General features: G+C 47.0%; 28 protein-coding genes. 20 read left to right on the top strand and 8 right to left on the bottom strand.

From position 1 onward, the window contains the following. Together BBR47_RS18450 and BBR47_RS18445 are read left to right on the top strand one after the other, a co-directional pair. Positions 1-921 carry an AAA family ATPase gene (locus tag BBR47_RS18450; RefSeq protein ID WP_041749515.1) on the top strand — a complete coding sequence of 307 codons (921 nt, stop codon included), beginning with the start codon at positions 1-3 and terminating at the stop codon, positions 919-921. Beyond that, positions 872-2,242 carry a DUF58 domain-containing protein gene (locus BBR47_RS18445; protein ID WP_015891949.1) on the top strand — a complete coding sequence of 457 codons (1,371 nt, stop codon included), beginning with the start codon at positions 872-874 and terminating at the stop codon, positions 2,240-2,242. Before BBR47_RS18450 ends, BBR47_RS18445 begins: the two co-directional genes overlap by 50 nt. Here BBR47_RS18445 and BBR47_RS18440 read toward each other — a convergent pair. Continuing rightward, on the bottom strand, positions 2,209-3,189 hold the full coding sequence (locus BBR47_RS18440; RefSeq protein WP_015891948.1) for a stage II sporulation protein M: 981 nt from the start codon (positions 3,187-3,189) through the stop codon (positions 2,209-2,211). The two genes, BBR47_RS18445 and BBR47_RS18440, sit on opposite strands and share 34 nt — an antisense overlap. Positions 3,190-3,266: 77 nt before the next feature. On the opposite strand from BBR47_RS18440, the gene BBR47_RS18435 reads away from it, so the two are divergent. The 6 genes from BBR47_RS18435 (at position 3,267) to BBR47_RS18410 (ending at position 9,820) form a co-directional block, all read left to right on the top strand. After that, a complete protein-coding gene (locus tag BBR47_RS18435) occupies positions 3,267-4,091 on the top strand; it encodes an RDD family protein (protein WP_015891947.1) in 825 nt (274 codons plus the stop codon). Between the two features lie 139 nt (positions 4,092-4,230). Continuing rightward, positions 4,231-4,737, top strand: coding sequence for a hypothetical protein (locus BBR47_RS18430; protein WP_015891946.1), 507 nt, complete (start codon positions 4,231-4,233; stop codon positions 4,735-4,737). Next, positions 4,718-5,797 (top strand): phosphodiester glycosidase family protein, encoded by a 1,080-nt coding sequence (locus tag BBR47_RS18425; RefSeq protein ID WP_015891945.1) that lies wholly within the window; start codon positions 4,718-4,720, stop codon positions 5,795-5,797. Before BBR47_RS18430 ends, BBR47_RS18425 begins: the two co-directional genes overlap by 20 nt. Before the next feature lie 168 nt (positions 5,798-5,965). Next, on the top strand, positions 5,966-7,999 hold the full coding sequence (ggt, locus tag BBR47_RS18420; protein WP_015891944.1) for a gamma-glutamyltransferase: 2,034 nt from the start codon (positions 5,966-5,968) through the stop codon (positions 7,997-7,999). A gap of 26 nt (positions 8,000-8,025) precedes the next feature. Continuing rightward, entirely contained in the window at positions 8,026-8,916 is an 891-nt protein-coding gene (locus tag BBR47_RS18415) for an NAD-dependent epimerase/dehydratase family protein (protein WP_015891943.1), read from the top strand. 82 nt (positions 8,917-8,998) lie between these two features. Further along, the gene (locus BBR47_RS18410; protein WP_015891942.1) at positions 8,999-9,820 is read left to right on the top strand and encodes a M15 family metallopeptidase; all 822 of its coding nucleotides are present in this window, start codon (positions 8,999-9,001) and stop codon (positions 9,818-9,820) included. A gap of 61 nt (positions 9,821-9,881) precedes the next feature. On the opposite strand, the gene lepB is transcribed toward BBR47_RS18410, so the two are convergent. Beyond that, positions 9,882-10,442 (bottom strand): signal peptidase I, encoded by a 561-nt coding sequence (gene lepB / locus BBR47_RS18405; protein ID WP_015891941.1) that lies wholly within the window; start codon positions 10,440-10,442, stop codon positions 9,882-9,884. A gap of 387 nt (positions 10,443-10,829) precedes the next feature. Here lepB and BBR47_RS18400 point away from each other — a divergent pair, with 387 nt between their 5' ends. The 4 genes from BBR47_RS18400 (at position 10,830) to BBR47_RS18385 (ending at position 13,369) form a co-directional block, all read left to right on the top strand. Then, positions 10,830-11,255 carry a MarR family winged helix-turn-helix transcriptional regulator gene (locus tag BBR47_RS18400; RefSeq protein WP_015891940.1) on the top strand — a complete coding sequence of 142 codons (426 nt, stop codon included), beginning with the start codon at positions 10,830-10,832 and terminating at the stop codon, positions 11,253-11,255. Positions 11,256-11,329: 74 nt separating this feature from the next. Beyond that, positions 11,330-11,806, top strand: coding sequence for a hypothetical protein (locus tag BBR47_RS18395; RefSeq protein WP_015891939.1), 477 nt, complete (start codon positions 11,330-11,332; stop codon positions 11,804-11,806). A gap of 118 nt (positions 11,807-11,924) precedes the next feature. Next, positions 11,925-12,107, top strand: coding sequence for a YozQ family protein (locus tag BBR47_RS18390; protein WP_041749513.1), 183 nt, complete (start codon positions 11,925-11,927; stop codon positions 12,105-12,107). A gap of 146 nt (positions 12,108-12,253) precedes the next feature. Then, positions 12,254-13,369: an aminopeptidase gene (locus BBR47_RS18385; protein ID WP_015891937.1), complete on the top strand. Its 1,116-nt coding sequence runs from the start codon at positions 12,254-12,256 to the stop codon at positions 13,367-13,369. A gap of 16 nt (positions 13,370-13,385) precedes the next feature. Here BBR47_RS18385 and BBR47_RS18380 read toward each other — a convergent pair whose 3' ends face one another. The 3 genes from BBR47_RS18380 to BBR47_RS18370 all read right to left on the bottom strand — a co-directional run bounded on the left by BBR47_RS18380 (position 13,386) and on the right by BBR47_RS18370 (position 15,433). Continuing rightward, positions 13,386-13,706 (bottom strand): hypothetical protein, encoded by a 321-nt coding sequence (locus BBR47_RS18380; RefSeq protein WP_015891936.1) that lies wholly within the window; start codon positions 13,704-13,706, stop codon positions 13,386-13,388. 120 nt (positions 13,707-13,826) lie between these two features. Beyond that, positions 13,827-14,354, bottom strand: a complete 528-nt coding sequence (locus BBR47_RS18375) for an isoprenylcysteine carboxyl methyltransferase family protein (RefSeq protein ID WP_015891935.1) — start codon at positions 14,352-14,354, stop codon at positions 13,827-13,829. 2 nt (positions 14,355-14,356) lie between these two features. After that, positions 14,357-15,433 (bottom strand): type III polyketide synthase, encoded by a 1,077-nt coding sequence (locus tag BBR47_RS18370; RefSeq protein ID WP_015891934.1) that lies wholly within the window; start codon positions 15,431-15,433, stop codon positions 14,357-14,359. Positions 15,434-15,707: 274 nt separating this feature from the next. On the opposite strand from BBR47_RS18370, the gene BBR47_RS18365 reads away from it, so the two are divergent. The 3 genes from BBR47_RS18365 (at position 15,708) to BBR47_RS18355 (ending at position 18,183) form a co-directional block, all read left to right on the top strand. Then, positions 15,708-16,394 carry a GGDEF domain-containing protein gene (locus BBR47_RS18365; RefSeq protein ID WP_041749512.1) on the top strand — a complete coding sequence of 229 codons (687 nt, stop codon included), beginning with the start codon at positions 15,708-15,710 and terminating at the stop codon, positions 16,392-16,394. Between the two features lie 159 nt (positions 16,395-16,553). Next, entirely contained in the window at positions 16,554-17,171 is a 618-nt protein-coding gene (locus BBR47_RS18360; protein WP_007728239.1) for a DUF47 domain-containing protein, read from the top strand. Next, positions 17,164-18,183: an inorganic phosphate transporter gene (locus BBR47_RS18355; protein WP_015891932.1), complete on the top strand. Its 1,020-nt coding sequence runs from the start codon at positions 17,164-17,166 to the stop codon at positions 18,181-18,183. Before BBR47_RS18360 ends, BBR47_RS18355 begins: the two co-directional genes overlap by 8 nt. Before the next feature lie 70 nt (positions 18,184-18,253). Here BBR47_RS18355 and BBR47_RS18350 read toward each other — a convergent pair whose 3' ends face one another. The 3 genes from BBR47_RS18350 to ligD form a co-directional block, all read right to left on the bottom strand. Further along, on the bottom strand, positions 18,254-18,493 hold the full coding sequence (locus BBR47_RS18350; RefSeq protein WP_015891931.1) for a hypothetical protein: 240 nt from the start codon (positions 18,491-18,493) through the stop codon (positions 18,254-18,256). A 124-nt stretch (positions 18,494-18,617) separates the two neighbouring features. After that, on the bottom strand, positions 18,618-19,415 hold the full coding sequence (lgt, locus tag BBR47_RS18345; protein WP_015891930.1) for a prolipoprotein diacylglyceryl transferase: 798 nt from the start codon (positions 19,413-19,415) through the stop codon (positions 18,618-18,620). Positions 19,416-19,488: 73 nt separating this feature from the next. After that, positions 19,489-20,391: a non-homologous end-joining DNA ligase gene (gene ligD / locus BBR47_RS18340; RefSeq protein ID WP_015891929.1), complete on the bottom strand. Its 903-nt coding sequence runs from the start codon at positions 20,389-20,391 to the stop codon at positions 19,489-19,491. A 145-nt stretch (positions 20,392-20,536) separates the two neighbouring features. On the opposite strand from ligD, the gene BBR47_RS18335 reads away from it, so the two are divergent. The 5 genes from BBR47_RS18335 (at position 20,537) to BBR47_RS18315 (ending at position 25,995) form a co-directional block, all read left to right on the top strand. Further along, the gene (locus BBR47_RS18335) at positions 20,537-22,141 is read left to right on the top strand and encodes a spore germination protein (protein ID WP_173362205.1); all 1,605 of its coding nucleotides are present in this window, start codon (positions 20,537-20,539) and stop codon (positions 22,139-22,141) included. After that, positions 22,138-23,304, top strand: a complete 1,167-nt coding sequence (locus BBR47_RS18330; protein ID WP_015891927.1) for a Ger(x)C family spore germination protein — start codon at positions 22,138-22,140, stop codon at positions 23,302-23,304. Before BBR47_RS18335 ends, BBR47_RS18330 begins: the two co-directional genes overlap by 4 nt. Further along, positions 23,297-23,533 carry a hypothetical protein gene (locus BBR47_RS18325; RefSeq protein WP_041749510.1) on the top strand — a complete coding sequence of 79 codons (237 nt, stop codon included), beginning with the start codon at positions 23,297-23,299 and terminating at the stop codon, positions 23,531-23,533. The genes BBR47_RS18330 and BBR47_RS18325 overlap by 8 nt, the downstream gene beginning before the upstream one ends. Before the next feature lie 12 nt (positions 23,534-23,545). Continuing rightward, a complete protein-coding gene (locus tag BBR47_RS18320; protein ID WP_015891926.1) occupies positions 23,546-24,904 on the top strand; it encodes a GerAB/ArcD/ProY family transporter in 1,359 nt (452 codons plus the stop codon). 386 nt (positions 24,905-25,290) lie between these two features. Next, entirely contained in the window at positions 25,291-25,995 is a 705-nt protein-coding gene (locus BBR47_RS18315) for a response regulator transcription factor (RefSeq protein WP_015891925.1), read from the top strand.

The raw sequence follows: 25,995 nt of genomic DNA, 5'->3' as shown, positions 1-25,995 counted from the left end.
GTGGAGCAATTGTTGCAACAAATGGAAAAAGAGCTGGTTGGTCAACGACAAAATATTCGGCTGCTGCTAACCGCTTTGGTTGCTGGCGGACACGTTTTGCTAGAAGGTGTACCCGGTATCGGAAAGACAAAAATGGTAAAGACCTTATCGGAGTTGATGGGGGGCGAGAGTAAGCGCGTCCAGTTTACGCCTGACATGATGCCATCGGACATTATTGGTCATGTGGTGTTCAATATGCAGCAAAACCAGTTTGAGACAATCAAAGGTCCTGTTTTCGCTAACTTATTGCTGGCGGATGAGATTAACCGGACTCCTCCGAAAACCCAGGCGGCCCTTTTAGAAGCAATGGAGGAGGGACAAGTGACGATTCATGGTGTCACCTATCCTTTGCCTGATCCGTTTTTTGTCGTCGCTACGCAAAACCCGGTGGAGTATGAAGGAACGTATGTGTTGCCGGAGGCACAGCTCGATCGCTTTTTGTTCAAGCTAACGATGTCGTATCCTTCCCATGAAAATGAAAAGCAAATCCTCGCAAAACATATTCCCAACAAGCGCAGCCACGAGTGTAATCAAGAGCCGCTCTTTACATGGGAGGCGATTTTGGAGAAGCGACGCCAATTAGAAGAAGTGGTTGTGGATGATTCGATTCTGGAGTACATTACGACACTGATTCGCAATACACGTGAAACGAAACGATTGCTCTTAGGTGCAAGCTCTCGTGCTGGAATCGCCGTGTTGATGGCGAGCAAGGCCTGGGCCCTTTTGGACAATCGCAAGTTCGTGACGCCTGATGACGTGAAGATGGTAGCCCGCCCTGCTTTGCGGCACCGACTCATTCTGTCACCGCAGGTAGAATTGGAGGGGGGTACCAGTGACCACATCATCGAAGAGACGCTGGCGGCTATTCCAGTTCCTCGCTGATTTTTTGGCAGACCGTTTTGTCTTGCCATCCAAGCGACTACTCGTGGCAGTTTTGCTAGGGACGCCCATCGCGATCATCGGTTTTTTGCTGGAGATTGGCTATTCGACATTCTTTTTGTACAACGGTTTACTCCTGATCGCTAGCATCTTGGATTGGGTTACCATCCCCAAACGCCGAGACTTGTCGATCCGGCGTATCTTGCCTGAGCAGACGGATATTGGACAATCGGTTTCTATCGAGCTTGAGCTTGCCAATAATAGCGGGCAATCCGTTTCGTACTCCATCGTGGAAGATCTTCCGCTGACTTTTGAAGAAACCGGATCAATCACAGGCGTGATGGAGCAACCCTTAACCAACATCCGTTTTGAAACAAGAGGAAAAGAACGCGGAGAGTACGTGTTCCGCTGGCTGTATATGCGCTGGCATGGCAAGCTCGGTTTGTGGTATCGCCAAAGCCGCTTTGCGTGTGAACAAACGATCAAGGTATACCCCGACCTTTCAGCCGTTCGTGGCTATTTGGCTTCATTGCAGGAGAGCTTGATCGTCGACGGGAAAAAAATCATGCGCAGGGAGAAAGCGGGTACGGAATTCCATGCGATCCGCGATTACGTGCCGGACGATGATCCTCGGATGATTAACTGGTCCGCTTCTGCACGCTCCCGACGTTTGATGACGAACCAATATCGACCAGAGCATGGCAAGGTGATTACCATTCTGATCGATTGCGGCAGGTTGATGGGCGTCGAGCTGGATAATCAGACGAGGCTGGATCGATCACTGGAGTCTGCTCTCACGTTAGCGGCAGTGGCATTGCGTCAAGGAGATCAGGTAGCGCTACTAGCCTATTCGCATGAAATCAAGACGTACATACCTCCAGGCAGAGGACTGCGCCACTTGCACACCCTTTTGGAGGCGACCTACAACCTGACGAGTGATTTTGTTGAGGCTGATCCAGCGAAGGCGCTTGAATTTTTGAATCGCCAGCAAAAGAGAAGGAGCTTGGTCGTTCTTTTTTCAGATATGGAAAACTACCTCGTCGAAGATCAGTTGAGCAATTATTTGTGGCGGATGCGCCGTTCGCATTTGCTCCTGTTGCTGTCTTTGGCAGATCCGCTGCTGCATGAATGGAGTCATATAGACACGAGCAACAGCAGCTTGGCGTTTACGAAGGCGGTAGCTCAACGGTTCCAGCTCGATCGCAGGGCGTTTCAACAAAAAATGATCGGCGCGGGTATCCAGGTACTGGACGTTCCGGCCGATCAATTGACGCTAACGGTTATCAATACCTATTTGGACATCAAATCAAGAGAAGCTTTGTGAGAATCGGACTTGTATCCGAGGAGGTACCAGGCAATCAGCAAAAGCAATGTGCCAACAGCTACGATGTACTTGGCTTCGAGAGAGAGACTCGAGGGTGTAATATAGCCCTCGATGATTCCCGCGATGAACAAAAGCGGGATGGTAGCCAACAGCAGATGTGCAGACTCTTTTGCCGCCTCCAAAAATTGATGTCTTCGTGCGTAACGACCGGGCACAAGCAGGCGGTATCCCATGTGAAGACCTGCTCCGCCCGCAATAAAGATGGCAGTCAGCTCAATCACGCCGTGCGGCAAAATGTAGGCCCAAAACGCGTAGCTGCTATCTGCCTGATAGTAGACGGCTGCCAAAGCTCCAACCAGAAGGCCATTGAATAAGAGAAGGTAGATGGGAACGATTCCAAACGTAATTCCACTGACAAAGGCCAGCATCGCGACTTTGATGTTGTTGGTCATAATCATCGTGGAGATGACCGGACTGTCGAGTGATTCGTGCCCTTCTCCCAGCCTGGATGGATCGATCTGCTCCGCCATCCCTTGTGGCAATACATAATACAGGTTGAGTGGATCGACCATGACGGCGGCAAAACCAGAAATGCCACCGATGATGAAAAGAAGCGCTGCCACACCAATGAAGCTCATTCGCTTATGTACGAGACCCATCAAGTAGCTGCCAAAGAAATGCTTGAGCTGCTGCCAGCTGCCTATTCGCTGCTTGTAAGCCAAATTGTGTGCACGTAAGACAAGTTGGTTTAAGTAGAGGGTGATCTCGTCCGCAGGATGGTAGGAGCGTACATAGGCCAAATGAGCAGACGTCTTCTTGTATAGCTGTGTCAGTCGATCAATATCGGTAGCACTGATGTGCCGAGGTTGTCGGGTAAAACGCTCCACTAATTGTTCCAGTTCGGCCCAAGAGGCCTTATGCTTGTGCCAAAACGAGGTAATATCCATGTATAATGCCTCCTTCATTAGCGTGTGTGTAATCACTCGTAAAAAACTCATAGTTTCGAGGGGGGAAGAAAAACATCATGAATGAACCGACATACGTCAGTGGGTCAAATCGAGAAGCGTCTGTCGTGACACCCGAGCATGTTATGCTGCGATTTCAGACGGCAGGTTTAGGCAGTCGCGCCACTGCGATGCTGATTGATACAGGAATTTTGTTCCTGGTTAATCTTACTGTATTTATATTGTTTGGTATAGTTTTATTTGGAAATGAAGATGATTTTTCCCCGGATTCTGGCAACTACACGTTGGCCATCGTTCTCCTGGTGACTTTCGTAATAAATTTTGGCTACTATTGGTTACAGGAAGCATTCTGGGGTGGACAGACCGTTGGCAAAAGGCTGGTGGGAATCCGGGTCATCCGTGATAACGGACAGCCTGCGACGTTTGTTTCCTCGACGATCCGGAATCTGTTTCGCATCATTGACGCAATGCCGACTGGTTATTTTCTCGGGGCGCTCGTCTGCTTTTTTCACCCCCGTGATAAGCGAATTGGTGATATGGTAGCGGGCACAATTGTCGTAGTGGAGTCAGGACAGCGATCGACTCTTTTTCAGAAAAAGAAAGACAAACAGCCAAACGGCTTTGATTTGAATCATGCGCTACTCGTGCTTGATGAGCGCCAAAAACAGGCGATTACCCGAGAGGATTGGCAGCTGCTTTCCTCCTTCATTAGCAGATTATCTTCTTTATCTCAAGCGAAAAAATATGAACTTGGGAATCTAATAGCCAGCATCCTACGCAAAAAATTAGAGCTTGTTGACGAACAGACCAACAAGGAAGACCCGATCCTGTTTTTGCAAAGGCTGCACAATCAGCTACAAAACGAATTTCAACTCCGAAAATAAAGCGAAGTACCGCCAAAAAATAGTGGCGGTATTTTCTTTTCTCGACGTATTTTCCCATTATTCAGCAAAATGCTGCTTCAAAAACTTTCTATGTTATAATAAAACCTCACTCTATGCCACAGAAAGGAGGAGGGAGCCGATGGACGACAAATACATGGGAGCGTCATCGACTTCGTCACCCACACTGCCACTCCCGGCAAACGGGAAGCAGAAAGGAAGACGCAGAAGAGGCAGTCTTTTTCAGGCATTGATTCCCTCCCAGACAGAAGGTAAGCGCCCTTTACTACCGATCGTTTTGGCCGTTCTGGTCTGGGTAGGACTTGCCTATGCTGGATATGCCTTTGCTGTTTATACGTTGGACAAGCAGCAACAATTTGTAAACCAACGAATTGATCAAATTCAGGAAAATAATCAAAAGCAGATGAAGGCATTGGGAGATCAATTGACTCTCGTGCAGGAAGAAATGCAAAATGTCCAGAAGGGTCTAGGAAATCTGGAAGAAGATTTGGCTTTGACGGGTGAAACCATTGGTGGCACCAACAAGACCAAAGAAGCCCTGCAGGATCGGGTTGACCAACTCAACAAACAGCTGGTTGATTTGAAAGCATCTCTGAAAAAATTGGAGGATGCTGCCCGTGCTTGGTAAGATAAACCGTTTCTTTCTCTTTCTGTTGGCGCCAGCGCTCGGTTTTTTGGTCGCTTTTGCGCTGGACAATCCAGTGGACAAGCTCCAGACAGAAGGACTGAAGCTTTCTTCTGCCGTAGCGAAGAGCCAAGCAGATGAGCTGGGGGAACGGCTCAACGATACCAAGGTGCAGCTTCGAAACGTAGAAACCGTCATCGAAGACATTCAGGATCGCTCGAAAAAGGAACAGAAAGAATACGAGCAACAACACAAGAAGATCAGCAGCGCATTGGAAGCGAGCAAATCCCAGACACAAAAATCTGCGGATGTATTGGACACGATTTTGTCCAACATGCTTGGCAAGCCGATCGGTCAACACTTCGGGAAAAACTCGACAGTGAAAGTATATTCCCTGCAAGAAGGCGGATACCGCGGCTATATGGCCAAAGTTCGCCTCAATGATCCAAACGCGCTGAAAATGGTGCTGGCCAACAACTCTGTGAAAAGTAAGGGAGAAACAACAAGTCAAGCTGGTAAGCGTACAGGCTCCATTCTTGCGATCAATGCAGGCGGCTTTATGTCGGACAAGCAGGGCAATCTGACTCCGCTAGGCATTACGGTTGTTGACGGCAAGATTCGAACCTTTTCCAATAATGCGAAGCTGAGCTTTGTCGGTTTCAATAACAAAGGTCATCTGGTCGGAACAAGCATCAAGACGCAGGCGCAAATTACGCAACAAGGGATATTGCAGGGAGCGAGCTTCTTGCCGCGTCTTTTGCAGGGTGGAAAACGATTGCCTATCCCGCGTGAATGGGCGAATGCGCGTCAACCGCGAACACTGATCGGGCATTTCGACAACGGCGATTTGCTGCTGATTGTCATTGATGGAAGACGAGATGGCTGGAGTAATGGTGTTACGCTGGAGGAAGCGCAAAGAAAGCTGCAAGAGTGGCATGTCGTGGATGCGTATAACCTCGACGGCGGCGGCTCCAGTGCGTTTTATTACAACGGCAAGCTGTTGAACAAGCCTTCTGGCGGCAAAGAACGACGCGTGGTGAGCAATTTGGTCGTCATGCCTTAAGCAAAAATCGCAACACTCTTCTGCGAAGACGACAAGTCTTGTTACAGAAGAGTGTTTTTTTCTGTAGAGAAAAGTTTGCCTAGGCAACTGTGAATGTGGGTTGACCTTGAAAAATGCTGAAAATTATAATAATAGGAGGAGTTAATGAAATGGAATAGGAGGGATCGCATGAAAAAAGGGATGTTGGTTACCCTCTCGATTGTTACCGTGCTTTCGTTTCCTCATTTGGCTGTGGGGAAAGTCCCAGGTGTGCCAGCAGGCGTGCAAGGAGCTACAAAAGGAATTGTCGCGGTCTCTCATCCAGCAGCGGCACAGGTCGGTAGAGATATCTTGGCAAAAGGCGGCAATGCGATTGACGCTGCGGCTGGGATCCAATTTGCGCTAAATGTAGCAGAACCGTATATGTCCGGTATCGGCGGCGGTGGCTTTATGATGATTTATGTGAAGGATCAAAACAAAGTGACGGTGCTAGATAGTCGAGAGGTGGCTCCTTCCAAGGTGACTCCCGATATGTTTTTACAGGCGGATGGTAACCCGATCCCATTTGAGGAGAGACATACGAGTGGTCAGGCCGTAGGTGTCCCAGGCACATTGCTGGGAGTAGAGCAGGCGTTGAAATCGTATGGGACATGGGATTTGGGAAAAGTGATAGAACCGTCGATTGAATTGGCGGAAAAAGGAGTTCGCGTCAACTGGGTGTCCGCTCAATTTATTGCCAATTCCATGGAAAAGCTGAAAAAGCACGGGGCTGCTGCACAGGTGTTTGCGCCAAACGGCGTTCCACTCAAAGAAGGCGAGATGCTGGTTCAGCCCCAATTGGCGAAAACGTTGAAGATCATTCGAGACAAAGGCTCTGATGCCTTGTATGAAGGGGAAATTGGCAAGGCACTTGTCGAAGAAGTACAAAGGACGGGAGGCTCTATGACTCTCGATGATTTGCAGGCGTATCAAGTAAAAGAGCGTGAACCGGTCCACGGCATGTATCGCGGGTATGAAGTGATTTCGATGGCACCCCCCAGTTCTGGCGGCTTGACACTCATTCAGATTTTGAAGCTGATGGAAGGCTACGATAACCAAAAGGACGGCATTGGGTCGGTAGCCTATTTGCATCATCTGATCGAAGCCAATCACCTTGCCTACGCAGATCGGGCGGCGTTTATGGCGGACGCGGATGTTTATCCAGTACCGAAAAAGGGGCTGATTGCTGACGAATACATCAAGGAGCGGCGCCAGCTCATTCGTGAAGAGACAGCGAATGCCAATGTAGGGGCAGGAGATCCTTGGAAGTACGATCCTGGCAAAAAGCCAGTGGTGTCCATGAAACTGAGAGATCAATCTCCGGTCAAGCAGACCACGCATTTCTCTGTGATGGACAAATGGGGGAATATCGTTGCGTATACGACCACGATCGAAGATATTTTTGGCAGCGGTGTGATGGTGCCTGGTTATGGCTTCATGCTCAATAATGAGCTGACAGATTTTGACGCGATTCCTGGCGGAGTCAATCAGGTCGAGCCCGGCAAGCGTCCACGTTCGAGCATGACGCCAACCATGGTGCTAAAAGACGGGAAGCCCTTTTTAGCAATTGGCTCACCTGGTGGCTCAACCATTATCGCCTCTGTATCGCAGACGATTCTCAATGTGATCGATCATGGAATGGAAATTGAGGATGCCATCCGTGCACCACGCATTTTTTCTAGCAGCTATCCGAATGTAACGTGGGAAGCGGGCATTGACCAAGATGTCATCCTGCAATTGATGGCAAAAGGTCACGTCTTTGTTGAGGAACCGACAAACATTGGCAACGTCCAAGCGATTGTGTACGATTTTGAAACGGGAAAAATGTACGGCGGAGCAGATAACACACGCGAGGGTACTGTACTCGGGGTCGATGCCATTGCGTATACGGCTGCTCAGCCAATCCAGTCCCCAAAAGAAAAAGATGGGCCCTTTCATTTACGAGTAAACGGCAATGTCTATCCATACAGGGCAGATCAAAAAGCGATGATAGATGGAGTAGCGTATGTTCACGCCAACAAGTTGCTGTTAGGGCTGGGACAAAAAGTGACGTCCTTCCAGTCTGATGTGGTCATGTTGAAGGGAATTCCTTACTTGCCTGTCAAAAAAGTTGGCGAGAAGTTGGGCTATACGGTTATGTGGAAGGAAGGAGAGCGATCCATCGAGTTGAATAGCAAAAAGTAGGCTGATAAGGAAAGGATGTAGCAAAAATGAAGAAAGTACTTGTACTCGGCGGAACGCGATTTTTTGGAAAGCGATTGGTCCAGCTTCTCGTTGAAGCGGGGGCAGACGTTACCGTGGCAACGAGGGGGCTTACCCAATTGGAGTTGCCTGCCGCTGTCAAAAGAATGACGCTTGACCGAGATAACGTCCACTCGCTAGCGGCAGCAGGGGAAGAGCAGTGGGACGTGGTGTACGATAACATCTGTTATTCCTCTCAAAATGCACTGGATGCGTGTAAGGTTTTTCGGGGGAAAGTGGGAAAGTACGTTTTGACCTCTACCTTGTCCGTCTACGATTATGCCGAGGAACCACTACAGGAAGAAGCCTTTGATCCATACACGTATGCAATCAACCTGAAAACAAGAGACGAGACAACCTATCAAGAGGGAAAGCGTCAAGCAGAAGCCGTCTTTTTTCAAGAAAAGGCCTTTCCTGTCGTAGCCGTTCGTTTTCCAATCGTTCTGGCGGAAGACGATTACACACAGCGGCTATGGTTTCATATTGAGCATGTCCAAGAGGAGCGGCCGATTGGTATCACGAATCCCGCTGCACAGATGGGCTTCATACATGCACAGGAAGCAGCTCAATTTTTGGCATGGCTGACGACAACGTCCATCACAGGGCCAGTGAATGCGTGCTCGGATGGGACTGTTTCGCTTGCTAAGCTAATGGAGACCATTGCGCAAACAGTCGGAAAACCTGCCCGGATCGAACAAACGACAGATGCTTCTGACGCGTCTCCCTTTGGATTTTTAGCATCCTTGTACATGGATAACGGAAAGGCTAAGGCTGCGGGCTTCCCATTTTGGGTGCTAAATGAATGGTTACCAGCGCTTGTCAAACAGCTAAACGAGAAATATACCGCTGAAAAAGCGTGACCTATCTACCTTTTTTTTCGTACTACTCCGTGGTAAGGTAGAGCAGAACGTATGTGTCTGTAAGGAACCAGGAGGATCGATCATGAACAAAAATCGCACCAGCAGCCTTGCGATCATCGCAGCGCTATCAGTAGCACTACTCAGTGGATGTGAACCTCCCTCATTAAGTGGATTGCTTTCCAGCGAGTCGAATGGACAGCCCGCAGGTGAGGGCACGCAAGCAACGACAGTTGAGCCGAATAAAGAGGAGACGACACGTCCCCAACGGGCAACGCTTGCAGAGACGATAAAAGATGTGGATGGAGTGCCAACCGTTACGAATGCAACAGATCTCTCGGTTGTCGTAAATAAACAGCGGGCATTGCCAGGCGATTATATTCCACCGGATTTGGTAGAGCCGAATGTTCCGTTTCCTTTTGATGAAAAAGTGGAGAAGCGATTGCTGCGAGCAGAAGCCGCACAAGCATTAGAAGAACTGTTTGCCAAAGCAAAGACAGAAGGTATTGAACTGTATGCCGTTTCTGGCTATCGCTCATATAAGACTCAAAAATCGCTGTACGAAACGTATGTAAGGACGCAAGGTGCAGAACATGCCGCTGCCTACAGTGCCGTGCCTGGAAAGAGCGAGCATCAGACTGGCTTGGCTATGGATGTATCCGGACATGATGCTAGTACACGCCTGGAAGAATCGTTTGGTGAGACACCTGAAGGGTTATGGCTGGCAGCCAACTGTGCAGACTCTGGGTTCGTCATTCGTTATTTGAAGGGTAAGGAAGATACGACTGGATATGCGTATGAGCCTTGGCATTTGCGTTATGTAGGAAAGGAAATGGCAAAAGAAATTATGGCAGGTGGCCTTACTTTGGAGGATTATTTTTCTGAAGCGGCAATTGCCCGCAAATAACATCATCAAAACGAAAAGAGCCGCCCCGATAAGGAGCGGCTTTTTGCTGCCTGGATCCATGTTAACGTGGAAGGCGAATCTGGGACAGCGGCCAGTATACAGCTTCTGCACGTCCTACTACATGATCCAGTTGAACAGGGCCAATGACGCGGCTGTCCATACTGTTGTTGCGATTATCCCCCATGACAAACACACTGCCCTCAGGAATCTTCACAGGATCAAAATCTTCGGTTAACGTCACACCTGCCGCAGAGGTTTTTAGCTTGTTTTCGACCAAATACTCTTCGCTGAGCGGTTTGCCATTGACGTACACTTGATCATTTTTGGCTTCAACGGTGTCACCAGCAACAGCGACCACGCGCTTGATCCAGTTGTCGCCAGTTGCATCTGGATGAATGATGACGATATCACCTGGCTGCGGTTCTTTGAGGTAGTAAATCGCTTTGTTTACGATGACACGCTCGCGGTCATGCAACGTACTTTCCATGGAGCGCCCTTGGACGACGTAGGGAGCCATGACAAATACGTAGATGAAGGCTGTCAATCCACCAATCAAGACAAACGATTTTAACCAATCAAGCAATTCCACTTTCCATTTTGGTGTAGGGTTGGTTTGTTCCATTGAAATTCTCCTATGTATGTGATTTCTGTGGCAAATATGCCTGAGTCAATTGCCTCGTGTGTGTAAGGCTGTCTTCCCATTATACATGCTATACGAATAGATACGAAAGATGATTCAAGGAAATAATTGGTTCGTGGATGAAGCTGGAAAAAGTCGAAATATTATTTTGCTAGCTTACCTATTGTCAGTTTTTCCTGTTTGAGTTAAGATGTTCTTGAAATAAGTTTTACAATAAAAATATTAAGTGGTAAACACTTTGTCTGGCTCATACATATCTTTCGTGAAAAGAAATAATTTCGGGAGTCCTATTGATCTTCCGGTACTTAGGCTATATAGTTTTATAGTAAAAGTACTTATATTATTAATTTTCCGAAAATAGGTGATGTCGTGAGCAATATGTCCCGTGCCAGTAAACTTGAGGAACTGGATCGAGTTTTTGTCGAGATTGCTCGTTTCTTTATTAACAATTGGCTAGAGGAAGAGTCAATCAGTCCGAAGCAGTTTATCTTGCTACGTGTGCTACATCAAAAAGGACGAAGCACAGTTTCTGAGCTGGCGACTATTTTGAAGTTATCCAATAGTGCCACCACGATCGCACTCAATCGGTTGGTCAAGGCCGGTTTTATTGACCGGGTTCGAGATGAACAGGATCGACGTGTCGTGTGGGTCACTTTGTCACAACAAGCCGTTCCAACTCTGGAAGGACTTTTGTGCCACAGGAGAGCACTAGTAGGAAAGCTGCTGGAGAATCTGACTGACGACGAGTTAGAGCAGTTTACGTATTTTCTCAGGAAAATGCAGCAGTGCATATAGCATGCCTTCAAGTTCGGGTTTGGGGACATTCGTGTAAGACAAAAGTGTGTACCGCGGAATGGGAGTGTACACATATGAAAAAGAAAAGCACACTGATCATGAGTTCTTGTATCTTAGGAGCAGCTCTCTTCACACAAGCTGCATTTGCTGAAGAGGCAGTAAAAGCTACTGAAACGACTCCTGCAAAAGAAGCAACAACAACGGCAACAGAAGACAAAGCTGCAACAGATGAAAAGCCAGCTACTGAAGAAAAGCCGGCAACTGATGCTACAACAACTGCACCAGCAACTAAACCTGAAGTAAAACCTGCGACTCCACAAACCGTTACTCCAATTCAAGGTTTGACTCAACAAGGTGGCTGGGTCATCATGCCAGGTAAAGATGAGTATGTATGGGTGAGTGGTCAATATGTTCCAGTCATCTCTAACGTAGCTGGCTGGGCAATGATGCCAGGAGCAGATCAATATGTTATCACTGGTGGCGTAACTCCTGTGAGTGCTCCAGCAGCTGGTTGGGCAATGATCGCTCCAGAATCTGATAACGAAAAATAAGCTAGCTGAATATAAAGGCGCTTTGTCCCTTGATTGGGCAAGGCGTCTTTTTTTGCTAAATCTGGAGATTCCCGTACAAACTAAAGCGGATAGAAATCAAAAGGAAGGAGGAACGAAAATGGCAGGTTATGATAAGGATCAGGCTCAGTCCAGGGCGAGAGAGTTAGGGGCTGAAGATGATGGCACAGCCGTCTATTATCAAGAGGCAGACGAACATACGGCTGGTCTGGCTACGACGCAGGAGCAGGTCAGTGACATCTACAAGATGGGAACCATTGAGGACAGAGAACAGACGATGTAAAAGCATAGGAAAAGAGCAAGGCCAGCCCGGATACAAGGAGGCTGGCCGCTTTTTATTCCATTGATAAAAAATTTTTTATTGACTTAGTAGATTGTATCGGTAAGAATACAAGAGGAATCAGAAAATTTAAAAAGGGTGTGCCACGAATGAGAGACTCACGATTAGATCAATTAGCGTACAATCTGGTTAACTATTCTGTACGAGTACAGCCAGGGGAAAACATTTTGATCAACGCGAAAGGGGATACACCGGATTTGGTGCAAGCCCTCGTGCGTGAGATTTACAAAGCAGGCGGCAGTCCTTATGTTCAATTGATTGATCCTGCCGTAAGCCGAGAAATCGCAATGAATTGCAATGAAGAGCAGTTGAAGACCATGGCTCAACATGAAGTTGAACTCATGGAGAAAATGCAAGGTTATATCGGGATTCGTGCAGCGAGCAACATCAATGAGATGGCTGATGTTCCAAGTGACAAGCTGAGTATCTATTCTCGCTTGTATGAGCTGCCAGTGATGAACGTGCGCGTGCCAAAAACGAAGTGGGTTGTTCTTCGTTATCCGAATCCTTCCATGGCGCAGCTTGCGAACATGTCTACAGCAGCTTTTGAAGATTTTTACTTCCAAGTATGTAACCTGGATTACGCGAAAATGGACAAAGCAATGGACAGTCTGGTTGACTTGATGAATCGCACAGACAAGGTACGCTTGGTAGGACCTGAAACAGATCTCACCTTCTCAATCAAGGACATCCCTGCTGTGAAATGTGCTGGCCTGCGCAATATTCCAGATGGTGAAGTGTATACAGCACCTGTGAAGAATTCCGTAAATGGTGTGATCACTCATAATGCGCCAACACCATACCACGGCTTCACATTCGAAAATGTTCGCCTGACCTTCAAGGACGGCAAAATTGTGGAAGCAACAGCGAACGATACCGAACGCTTGAATCAAATTTTGGATACAGACGAGGGAGCGCGCTTCATTGGAGAATTCGCCATCGGTGTGAATCCTTACATTCGCAACCCGATGAAAGATATCTTGTTTGACGAAAAAATAGACGGAAGCTTCCACTTCACGCCTGGTCAATGCTATGACGAAGCTTACAATGGCAACAAATCGTCTGTGCACTGGGACATGGTTTCCATCCAGCGTCCGGACTGGGGCGGAGGGGAAATCTGGTTTGATGACGTCCTGATTCGCAAAGATGGTCGTTTTGTCATTGCAGAGCTTGAATGTCTGAATCCAGAAAACTTGAAAGGGTAAGGTATAGCCTACCCCATCATTTGTCGTACTGTCGGAGCCTTTCGTGCGCAAGCATAATATCCATTTCTAGCTGAAATAGCATGTGCAGATTGCTTGAAGGAAGAGTAATTCTGCGTGCCGCGTGGTAGAGAAGTGGCTTGTTTTGTTTGACGACCGTCATGATTTCCACAACCGGTGGAATGACTTGCTTGATTCTTAGCAGGCTTTGCAAATAGCGGAGAAATGTTTGAATACTAGCCTGGTCATCCTTGTTGGGGACCGCTTCAATCAAAGCGAAAAAGTCTCGGATGATGATCCGCTTCGTCTCCTGAGGCTCCACTATGGTTGTACGATTCACTTGATCCACCTCACGGGAAAGAGTAACAGCTTCTTTTCTTTACCCGTTGAATGATAAGTGATAAACCTTTTGTCTGATAAAAAGTCTTTGGCATGTGCGTGTGCCAAAGACTTTTCGTTTTTATGACTCACGATGACCATCGTAGATGCTTGCTTCTTCCATGGGTATCCGTATGCGCAGGAGCAACCAGGCATTTAAGAGAGAAAACGCCAGGGCAGTTGCCACAGCGGAAAATGTCAGCGGGAGTAGCAGCAGCTCAAGCGATACGACCAAGTAGTTGGGGTGACGAATGAACCGATAAGGACCTCGCTTGATTGGAGCCTCGCCCGGGAGGATGAAGATGCGGGTATTCCACCGTTTGCCCAAGCTGCGAATACACCAATAACGAAGTCCTTGCGCGATTAAAAACAGGCTGAACGGAATGGCCCACCAAGAGGGCAGAACCATTGCGCTACCTTTTCCCACCACTTCGAAAAGGAGTGAGAGAAAAAAGAGAAAATGAAGAAGGACGATGTATTTGTAATGACTCGCCCCAACTTCGTAGCCCCCTTTTGAGCGGATATAGTGAGCATTCCTCATGGCAATGAGAAGCTCGACCAGCCGTTGTAACACGACTCCAGCCATGACAAATCCAAAAAAGAGCAACATGACTATCTCGCCTCCAGAAGTAAGAGCTCGGAGCTAAATCCAGGTCCAAGCGCAGCGACCAATCCGCGATCTCCTGGCTCCCACGCCTTCTCCATGCTTTTTTCCAGGACGAACAGAACCGTAGGGGAGGACATGTTTCCAAAATTGGTTAGGACATCTTCAGAAAACCGAGTGGCTTCTGTGCCAATGCCCAAGGACCGCTGATAAGCCGTTAGTACCTTGGCGCCACCTGGATGGAAAATGAAATGACGTAGATGGTCAATAGACATCCCATGCGGTGACAAAAAGCTCTCCACGTTTTCTCGCATGGAAGAACGAATGAGAGTAGGGATGTCACGAGAGAAAATGACTTTTAATCCTGGATCGGTTAATTCCCATCCCATGACATCTACCGTGTCCGGCCATGTTGTCGTTCGCGCATCACAGAATTGAACCTTAGGTGTGTCCGAAGAGGACGACACTTGATCTCCTTCTATTAAAACGGCTGCAGCTCCATCCCCAAAGAGGCAGGTTGCGACCAAATTGCTTTTGGACAAATCCTGTCGGATGAAGGTCAAGCCACACAGCTCTACGCTCACAAGCAATACTCGCCGGGAGGGATAAGCCTGGGTGTACTCGCATGCACGCGACAATCCCATCGCTCCACCAGCACAGCCGAGGCCCCACAACGGGACACGGGTTGCTTGGGAACGGAGTCCTAAACGATGGAGCAAGCGGGAATCAAGGCTTGGGGTCGCAATGCCAGTGCTTGATACAAACATCAGACAATCGATGGATGACGGCTCGACCCCAGCTTTTGTCAAACACTTTCGAGCTGCTTCCTCTGCCAAGGCTTCCGCATGCTCGATATACAATTGATTTTTCTCCGCAAACGGTCGGTCTTCCAAAAACCAATCCATTGGCATACTAAAATATCGCTTCTGAATGTGACTATGTGCAAACACGTGTAACAAACGGTCTATATCGGGAAAAGCATCTTGAAAAAATAGGCGTGCCAGTTTCATGGAATCCTCTTGTGTAATCTCGTGGGAAGGTACTGCTGTAGCTACTGCTTCTATACGGGGCACCCATTCATTCACTCCCGTCTATTTTGATTAGCCCTTAGCTTATCCCTTCCAATTGGTTCCAATTCATGCAGCACCATGTGCGAAGGCCGCAGGTTGATTGTCAGGATTTTTCCATGATTCGTTTGAATGAATAAGTGGCAGTTTCGTGGATTTGCTTGAACTTATAAAAAAAGATAGGTAAAATATTCCTGATTATATGAAAAAAGACCTACTGTAGATTTTGATAGATAGGTCTAATGTATGAATGAAAAGAGGGGAACATCGGATAGATCGGGGGTAGTGTACTTTGGGCTCACGCTGGATTAGCTTGGGTGTGTCCTGTGGAATCATTTCGGTTTGGCTGATCGGATACGGATTGCCATCGGATGAGAGTATGGTTGTCTTTCTTTTTCTTGTGGCTGTCATTCAGACGCTTGCTGCCTATCGTATAGGGAAATATATAGATCAGCTGCGGCAGATGGCTTATCACGATTCACTCACAGGCGTTCTCGTCAATCGCAGATTTCTGGACAAGTTGGTCGCAGAAGTAGAGTTGGCAAAAAGCAATCATCAATCTGTTACGTTATTGTTTATTGATTTGGATAATTTCAAAATATTCAACGATTCATTTGGCCATATGGAAGGCGACAGACTCCTTTGCCAATTTGCAAGAATCTTGCAAGCAAGTGTACGGAAACAAGACATTGTTGGAAGGTGGGGCGGGGAAGAATTCGTCGTTTTGTTAACGCAGACAGACACAAGAAGAGCACTGGGAATCGGAGAACGAATTCAAAATCAAGTGCGAGACGCACTTTCAGGGGTCACTGTCAGCATCGGAGTAGCCTCGTATCCACAGCATGCCGCAACAGCGGAAGAGTTAGCGAAAAAAGCAGATATGCTTATGTATGAAGCGAAAAAAAGGAAAGATTGCATGATGGTCGCTTCGAATGAAATGATAAATATTGGCAAGGCTAACACTCGTCCTCTCTCTTGACACGAGTGTTTTTTTTTATTGTAAAGAGCATTTACAAAAACTTAATAATTCCTTAAAGAAAAATATACACATTTGACCTTGATTTTAAATTTACGGAAACAATAACATTCGATATAATCTTGTAGGTGCCATTTATTCAAAGGAGTGAAGAAGTCCCGTATGTTAAAATCAAACAAGTATATCTTCTTTGATCTGTTCGAACAGCAGATTGCCACGGTACACAAAGGAACTCATCTTTTCTATGAAATGATAGGAAACTATCAAGATCTAGAAACAAAGGTTAAGGCAATCAAGGCTGTCGAGAAAGAAGGAGACGAAATCGTTCGTCGCATCATGAACGAGTTGAACTCTACTTTTATCACTCCGCTTGAGCGTGAAGACATTCACCAGCTCGCTCATACGATGGACTCGATGATCGACTACATTGACGGTGTCGCTGATCGTATGTATCTGTACCAAGTGACTCAACCAGATCCACGTGTATTGGCACAAGCCAACATTTTGGTGAAATGCTCGGCTAAGCTGATCGAGCTGATTCGCACACTGCGCAAGCTGGATCATAAAGTCGTTACACAAATCGCTGGGGAAATCAAAGATTTGGAGCATGAATCTGACTCCAACTACCGCAAAATGGTATCTGATTTGTTGAATTCTCCTGATACCAACCCAATGGAAGCGATCAAACTCAAAGAGATTTACGATAAGCTCGAAGACTGTGCTGACTTCGCTGAGGACGTCTCCAACCTGGTAGAAGGGATCGTGTTAAAGAATGCCTGATCTTTCGCCAGAGGTGATTATTCTCGTACTCGTCGTCATCATGGCGCTAGCATTTGACTTTATCAATGGTTTTCATGATACGGCGAACGCGATTGCTACTTCTGTTTCGACACGCGCATTAAGTCCGAAAACCGCGATTATTATTGCATCCCTGTGTAATTTGATTGGTGCACTCTCGTATACGGGGGTAGCGAAGACAATCGGGGGAAGCATTACCGATCCATTCAAACTGGAAAATGGATTGGTCGTCGTTTTGGCGGCGTTGACATCTGCGATTTTGTGGAACCTAATCACCTGGTGGTTCGGAATTCCTAGCTCGTCCTCGCACGCGATTATCGGAGGCGTTGCAGGTGCCGCTTTTGGTGCCGCAGGAAGTGGCGCCATTAACTGGTCAGGTTTCATTAGCATTATTCAGGCGTTGATCATATCACCGCTTGTTGCCTTTGCTATTGGTTTTGTGGTGATCAAGCTTGTGTCTTGGTTTGTTCGTAACTCAGCGTATCACAAAACCAATAAAGGTTTCCGTTCGATGCAAGTATTGTCAGCTTCTTGGCAGGCTTTCAGCCATGGAGCCAACGATGCGCAAAAAACAATGGGCGTAATCACCCTTGCTCTGATTTCTGGAGGATTCTTGGTACAAGCACCGGGCGAATTCGTTATTCCACTATGGGTAAAACTTTCAGCTGCTCTTGCAATGGCATTAGGAACGGCATTTGGTGGATGGCGGATCATCAAGACCTTGGGTGGTAAGATTATGAAAATCAAGCCAATTTCCGGTTTTTCAGCAGACCTGTCTTCTGCCTTGATTATCACAATCTTTACAGCTTTGAAACTGCCAGTGAGCACAACGCATGTGATCACATCCGCCATCTTGGGGGTTGGGGCATCGCAAAAGCTGAACGCTGTAAAATGGGGCCTGGCTGGCCGAATATTGGTCACATGGGTCATTACCCTTCCGATTACCGGACTTTTGGCTGCTGCATGTTACGTCGTGTTTGACGTATTCCTGTAGAGCTACATCTTTATCCAACAGACAACAGACACCTTTCCGTTGTAAAGTACGCGGGAAGGTGTCTTTTTCATTAACTTGATCCCGTTAAACGCTCCCATAAGCCCGGCTTGGGTTTAATTTGCACGAGGCGTACGGCAGAGAATGGGATATAGTCAAGCGAGCCATCCCGTTCTTCAATTAATATGCCATTTGGGCTGTAATCATACAATTTGCCTTCTGCATACGCGGATAATCCTTGGCCGATCCTATCAGGAGCAAAATGAATACGTACGTAGCGATCAAGATACTCTTCCAAAATTCCGTCATCCATCCTATTCCCCTCCTTTTTCATTCTTTCTCCTAGTTATTGCCTGCATTGCGACAATTCAGACAAGGCAAAGAAAAAACCACCCGGTCGGATTGACCTGAGTGGCAATAGATATGGCATATTGACGTTATTCGATCGAGTTTTGGGAATGTCCGGCCTGCTTGCTTTTCCGTGCAAACACGAGCAACAAGATGACACCGGCAGCAATTAAGCACAGGCTGACTAATTGAGCGACACGCAGGGTATCGGCTATCAACAAACTGTCTGTACGCATGCCCTCAATGAAGAAGCGTCCAATCGAATACAGGATCATGTAGCTAAACAAGACCTGTCCATCGAATTTTTTGAATCGGTACAGCATGAGCATGAGAATGGCGAAAACAACAAGGTTCCACATCGATTCATACAAGAATGTAGGGTGGTAATATTGTCCACCGATAAACATTTGTTCGCGGATGAACGCAGGGAACTTTTCCATAAACTCAGCAGAGACGGGACCACCATGAGCTTCCTGGTTGATAAAGTTTCCCCAACGTCCGATGGCTTGACCCAAAATAACACTCGGCATAAAAATGTCAGCCAAACGAAGGAACGGCAGTTTATGTTTTCGAATATACCAGGCTCCTGCCAGAACACCACCGATTAAACCACCGTGAATAGCCAAGCCGCCTTGCCAAACTGCGAAGATGTCCAGTGGGTTGTCTTTGTACTGCTGCCATTCAAACGTAACATAATACAATCTTGCACAAACGATGGCTGCTGGAATGATCAGAACCACCATGTTCAAGACGTGATCGGGATCAATGCCAGAACGTTTGGAATTGTAGCGAGCGAGATAAGTACCCAAGAAAAACGCCAGCCCCATTATAATGCCATACCAGTGAATCTTTAAGGGGCCGATTGCAATTGCGATCGGATCAATCATGAATGTGCCTCCTTGCCTCAAAACATCTGTGCCAAGTATAGCACAAATAGGCAGCATGATTCCAACTAACGGCTTACTGACACTGCAAAAAGCCGAGGATGGCATCAAGAGAGGCCCGTTTTGTCGGGGCAGATATGGAGGAAAATAAATCTCCGAATGTTTCCAGACGTTTGGGTACCGTATAAACGGTGAAATCTGTGGGATGAGAATGGGGAACTTCTTCCCACAGGAGTGGCGTTGAGACGGTTGCCTGTTCTTTTGCACGGGTTGAATAAGGGGCTGGTAATGTCTTTCCGCGCCAGTGCTGCAAATAGTCAATGTACAGCTTATCACCTCGATTCTTCACTAAGCGCTCGATGGTTAAAAGGGAGGGATGCTTGCTGACTAAATAGGATGCGATGAAATGTCCGACTTGGCGCGTCTGTTCAAACGTATAGCGGAGCTCGATCGGAACATAGATTTGCAAGCCACTGGAACCGGATGTCTTGACCCATGAAGGCAGCTGTAATTCATTGAGCAGCTGTTTCAATAAGAGGGCAGACTCTATCACAACAGCAAAGTCATCTGTGGAAGGATCGAGGTCAAACACGAGCTCTGTCGGAGTCTCATCCTTGGCGAGGTGAAAGGAGACGTGCCATTCCAATGCAGCTTGATTCGCCATCCATACGAGTGTCGCTCGATCATTGCACAGTACGTAACGTACGTTTTCCCACATATGCGTTTGTATCCAGTCGGGTGCATAGTCCGGGGCGTTCTTTTGATAGAAGTGCTTGTCACCGATTCCGTGAGGGTAGCGAATGACGGTTAAGAGCCGATCCTTGCTATACCGGAGTAGTGGGGCTGCAACAATCAGCAAATAGCGCAAGTAATCTAGCTTGGTTACCTCGGCCTCTGGCCAAAGAGGCTTGTCAGGGTTTGTGATGGACAATGTGTGATTGTCGATCGTCAGCTCGTACTCTTTTGTTGCAGGACACAATGACATGTTCACCTTCTTTTGAAACGGTATAGGTGTTCCTACTATCTCCCATCCACGATTCTCTATGTGATGAGAATAGCTCTTTGCATATATTTCCTGCCAATCAACCATAATACGGGTAGCTTTCCAACGGTTGGTGATGAAAATGAAATTCAAGAAGAAAGATAAAATGAAGGAACTGATTGAGACAATGAATGCCTGCAGCTTGATTGAGCTGGAGGGTATACCGATTTCTCCTCAATTGGGAGAGAACATTGAACTGTTGAAAAAAATGTTCGCTGATTGCTCCGACTTTGTCATACGAGATTTCCGCCAAAAAAACAGTGTCCGTGCGATTGCTGTCTTCGTCGATGGGCTGATTGATACCAAAGAAGTCAATTCTGCACTGAAATCGTTAATGGTGCTTGAAGACGGCGATGAAGATATAAAAGTGATAGAAGAGTCACTTTTGCCTGTTTCCCAGATGGGAAGAGTAGACGATTATAAAAAGCTGCTACAGGCTGTGCTTTCAGGTGATACAGGTATTCTTGTAGAGGGAAATACAGAAGCGCTTACGCTCGGCATTCGTGGAGCAGAAAAGCGCTCGGTTAATGAACCAGAAGGAGAAGCCGTCGTACGGGGGCCGCGTGAGGGTTTTATCGAAAATATTCGCACGAACACGTCGATGCTGCGGCGCAAATTGCGAACACCTCGATTGAAAATGAAGTCTTTGGTAGTTGGACGTGAGACAAACACCAATCTGGTGGTTGCCTTTCTGGATGGGATAGCTGATCCAGAGATCGTACAGGAGGTTACTGTTCGAATCAGTAAGATCAATTTAGATGCTGTGCTGGAAAGCGGATATATCGAAGAGATGATCCAGGATAACACATACTCGCCTTTCCCTCAGGTTATGTATACGGAGCGCCCAGACACGGTTGCTGCGGCATTGCTGGAGGGACGTGTCGCGATATTTGTGGATGGGACACCGATGGTTTTAATCGTGCCCGTTACGTTTTGGATGATGATGCAGGCCAGCGAGGATTACTACGAGCGATTTCAAATGGCTACCCTTGTTCGACTGCTGCGTTATGTTTTTCTCATCATTTCGCTCATTACCCCTGCTTTATACGTGGCCATTACGACCTATCACCAACAGATGCTACCGACCACGCTCCTTTTAAGTATTGCGGCGGCACGCGAGTCTATTCCTTTTCCGGCTATTGTAGAGGCTTTAATCATGGAAGTTTCTTTTGAGGCTTTGCGAGAAGCGGGGATTCGCCTCCCGAAAACGGTTGGGCAAGCCGTCAGTATTTTAGGTGCGTTGGTCGTTGGTCAGGCAGCTGTGCAGGCAGGGATTGTTTCTGCCCCCATGGTTATCGTCGTATCGCTCACAGGGATAGCCTCATTTACCGTTCCGCATTTTAATGCATCGATTTCACTCAGAATGCTGCGCTTTCCGATCATGATAGCCGCTTCAATCCTCGGCATCTATGGAATGCTGGTATTGTTATTGCTAATCCTCGGGCATATGGCCAACCTGCGCTCTTTTGGTGTCCCTTATTTATCGCCGCTAGGACCGATGTCGATCGGCGATCTCAAAGACGTACTGATAAGAGCTCCATGGTCGATGATGGAAAAACGCCCGAGCTTTTTGGGTGTACAAAATGCAAGGCGTATGAATGATGGTTATGCGAATTCTATTCAGCAAAGGGGAGGGCAATCAGGGGTGACTGGCAACCGTCATCCAAACGAGGAGGGCGAATCGTGAAGACTGTGACCCGCTTGTTGATTGTGGCGGTCTGTATGTTCCTGGTTTCTGGTTGTTGGGATCGGCGTGAAGTAAATGATATGGCTATTGTCATAGCAATGGCGATGGATAAGGAACCAGACGGTAGGTATCGGTTATCCATTCAGGTTCCCCTCGTCAGCAGTCTGGGTGCACAGTCTGGAGGTGGTGGGGGGACGAGTGGTGATAAGAGTTATTACGTTGATTCCGCAGTAGGCAGGACAATCCGGGAAGCGAATGGATTGATCCAGTCAAGAATGTCTCGAGAAATTTATTACTCCCATCACCGGATGATCGTCATTGGCGAAGAACTGGGGAAGGACGGAATGTCGGATGTTCTTGATATTGTCGCGCGCTTTCCGGAAAACAGACTGACGGCTTACATTGTCATGACAAAAGGCAAAGCAATCGAATTACTAACCGCACAGCCGCAATTTGAACGTTTTTCAGGAGAAGCGATGCGTGAGTTGGTTAAAATGGGGGGCATTAAGGTAACGTTGAAGGATGTGGCCCAGATGCTCGGAACACCAGGGGTTGATGCCATCTTACCCGTTCTGGCAGCAGTGGAGTCCCATCCGAAAGGAAAGTCAAAAGAAATAGAGGCAACGGGGGTAGGTTTATTTCGACACGACAAGCTCGTAACCATCGTGAAGCCCAAAGAACTGCTCGGCTTGCGATTGTTCCAACGCGATTTTACACCGTTTTCTGTTGTGCTGCCCCTTACCAAGCACGAACGGCTTACGATAACTCTGTCGAAAGGAAGGGCGAAAATCAAGCCCGTGATTAGGAAAGGCCACATCCATTTCAAAATTGACCTATACGCTTCTGCCGTTGTGGTGGAGAATCTGTCAAACCTCGATCTCGAGGAAGAGAAAAATATTAGAATGCTGCAAGCGAAGCTCGTCGAGCAAATCAATAACGGCGTGAACCATATGATGCAAACGATCCAAAAGAAACAATCAGACTTCATTGGGTTAGGAATTGCATTGTCAAGGAATTATCCGCGAGAGTGGCGAGACCGATATCGGAACAAGTGGAATGAGGAACTTCCGAAAATCACATATGAAATCCGATCCAAAGTGAGCATATCCAATTTCGGACAGACAACGAAGAATATAACCAAAGGTGAAGATGATCATGAATAGAATATTTCTGGTCTTTTTTATCTTCATGCTGATACTTTCCATTGGGGAATTTATCCTGAAGCGAAAAGGCATGGATGGAAGACAGCGGGGAGTTATTGTTATTTTCTACACCCTAACTATTGTTTGTTTAATCGCCTTGCAATTCCAGTATTATCAAATGCTTCCAACGAGTAGCATTATGAACATTTTCTCTCCCCATGTGAAGAGGTGGCTGGATCAGTTCGTATAAGGAGGCCCAAGTATGATTCACAAGCAGGTTGTCAATCATCGACAAATTGCCTGGCTCGTCGGCAGTGTCTTGATGACAGGAATGATGATCAGTTTCTTGAGGTCTGTTGTTCAAGTAGCAAGGATGGATGCTTGGTTCTCTCAAATTTTCCCCATTTTTTATGCGATTTTTATCGCGTACGTTTTGAGTGAGCTCGTTGAGGCTTACCCAGGGAAGAATATCTTTGAAATCTTGTTTATTATCGGTGGGAAGTGGATTGGTGGTGCTGTCAATCTACTCATTTTGTTCTACATTTGGATCATCCTGGCGATCGATATTAAAGGGGCTGCTGATTTTTTGCATATCTCTTTATTGCCTACCACGCCATTGGAGATCATCTTACTCGTCTTCGTCCTGTTGATGATGTACTATGGTAAAACGAGTCTTGAGGTGGCAGCACGGGTAAATGAGTTTTATTTTCCTGTTTATTTCATCATGTGCATTTCGTTATATTTCCTGCTGATGAATGAATACAACGTAGAGCGATTGGAACCAATCTTAACCAGTAGATTGGATCGGATCGTGGTCAGCAACTTTCTACCAGTGGGAGTATATGGTGATGTTTTTCTCATTGGGGCATTCTTGCATGCTGTTGTGGAGCCGCGGCTATTTTATGCTGCGATGAAGCACGGGATCATCATCGTTGGCTTTGGAACGACGATTATGCTGCTCGTCTTGCTCGGGGTGATGGGCTTCATTATCGCCGGTCGACTGAATTTCCCCATCTATATTCTCGTCCAGCAAATCCACGTCACAGATTTTTTGGACAGGGTTGAAATGATCCTCTTTAGTGTTTGGTTCCCCGCTTTCACAATTAAAGTCATTGTCGCTTACTTGGCATTTTTAGTGGGGGTTGGATCGTTTGGGGGACAGCGGCATTACAATACACTCAATGCACCGTGTGGATGGTTTATCGTTGTATCCTCCATATTCGCGTTTCCAAATATAGCAGATATCGATCAATTTATTAGTTATAGCTTGCCGTTGATCGTGCTCGCGTTTCAATTGCCGCTGGCGCTCTTTTTGCTTATTCATGTGAGGAGAAAGAATAAAGGAAGAGAGCAAAGCCTCATTCCCGAAGGAACGAAGCTTTATCGATTTTACCGGTCGATGGTGTGGACCACGACAGTCTGTTTAAGCGGTTGTGTGATCGTGATATTGATTGGGGACTTTTTTAAGGATAAATCAGCGGTAGGTGGGGTTGCCACAGCTGTTTTGTACATTGCCTTCTTACTGATAGCGCTGTTGACGAGCTACGGGGAAATGCAGGCTCTTAATCATGGCAAGCAAAGGCTGGGGAGAGCAAAGCAGGCAGGAACGTTTCGACAATAAGGTCGAAAGCTTAGAGGCCAATAGCGTGATGCATTTATGCAGCTATCTCGTTTAAAATAAGCAATTCATTAATATTTACCTACAAGAGCTAAAAGCGACGCTGGTACTACCCCGGATAGAAATAAATAAATGCACGGATAACGCACGTATAACCTGATTGCGTCAATAGCTTTCATTGCATCCTAGCTTCTTCTAATCGCTTCTCTTTATCTTCAAATCCAATTGTCTTTGTTCTCGCCCTGTCGATCACTCTTTCCATAAGTAATTTCTACCTAGGTTGTTAATAGCGTGTCTTATCTCGATTTGGGATGATCGGATTATAATAATCTTACGGTTCTTTTTTGTTATACTAATGAAATGAAAAGTCATAGTAAGCGTGGAGAGGATTGATTGTTATTAATCATTCGATATTCATTATAGAAGATGATCAAGCCATTGTAGAAATGGTTGAGACTTATTTAACGAAAGAAGGATATGCGGTGACCGTTGCCGGGGATGGCGACGAGGGACTTCGGAAATTCGAGCAGGCGCAGGGGCGATTTGATCTGTTACTCGTCGATCTTATGATGCCCAAGATAGATGGAATGGAAGTTATCCGCCGCATTCGGGCTTACAGCCATGTGCCGATCTTGATTATGTCCGCGAAGGACAGCGACATCGACAAGGCGTTAGGCCTCGGGTTCGGTGCAGACGACTACATTGAGAAACCTTTCTCGATGATCGAATTGTCTGCGAGACTGAAGGCGATCATCCGGCGGGCGACGCAATACGCGAGCGTTGAGACGAAGCATAACACCCTGAACATGGGCGATTTACGGATCGATTTCGATAGTTTTGCTGTCTTCAAGCAAGAGGAGCCGATAAAATTGACATCCAAAGAGTTCGAGATTCTGCGACTATTCGCAGCGCATCCCAATCGCGTCTTTACGAAAGCACAAATTTACGCGAAGGTATGGAACGATGACTATTACGGCGACGAGAACGTCATTAATGTTCATATGAGCAGGCTGCGGGACAAGATAGAAGATAACCCGTCAGAGCCGCGGTATATTAAGACGCTATGGGGCATTGGCTACAAGTGGGAAGGCTAA

Origin of the sequence: Brevibacillus brevis NBRC 100599, assembly GCF_000010165.1 — a bacterium.
GTDB lineage: Bacteria > Bacillota > Bacilli > Brevibacillales > Brevibacillaceae > Brevibacillus > Brevibacillus brevis_D.
This window is presented reverse-complemented; position numbering and strand designations above follow the sequence as displayed.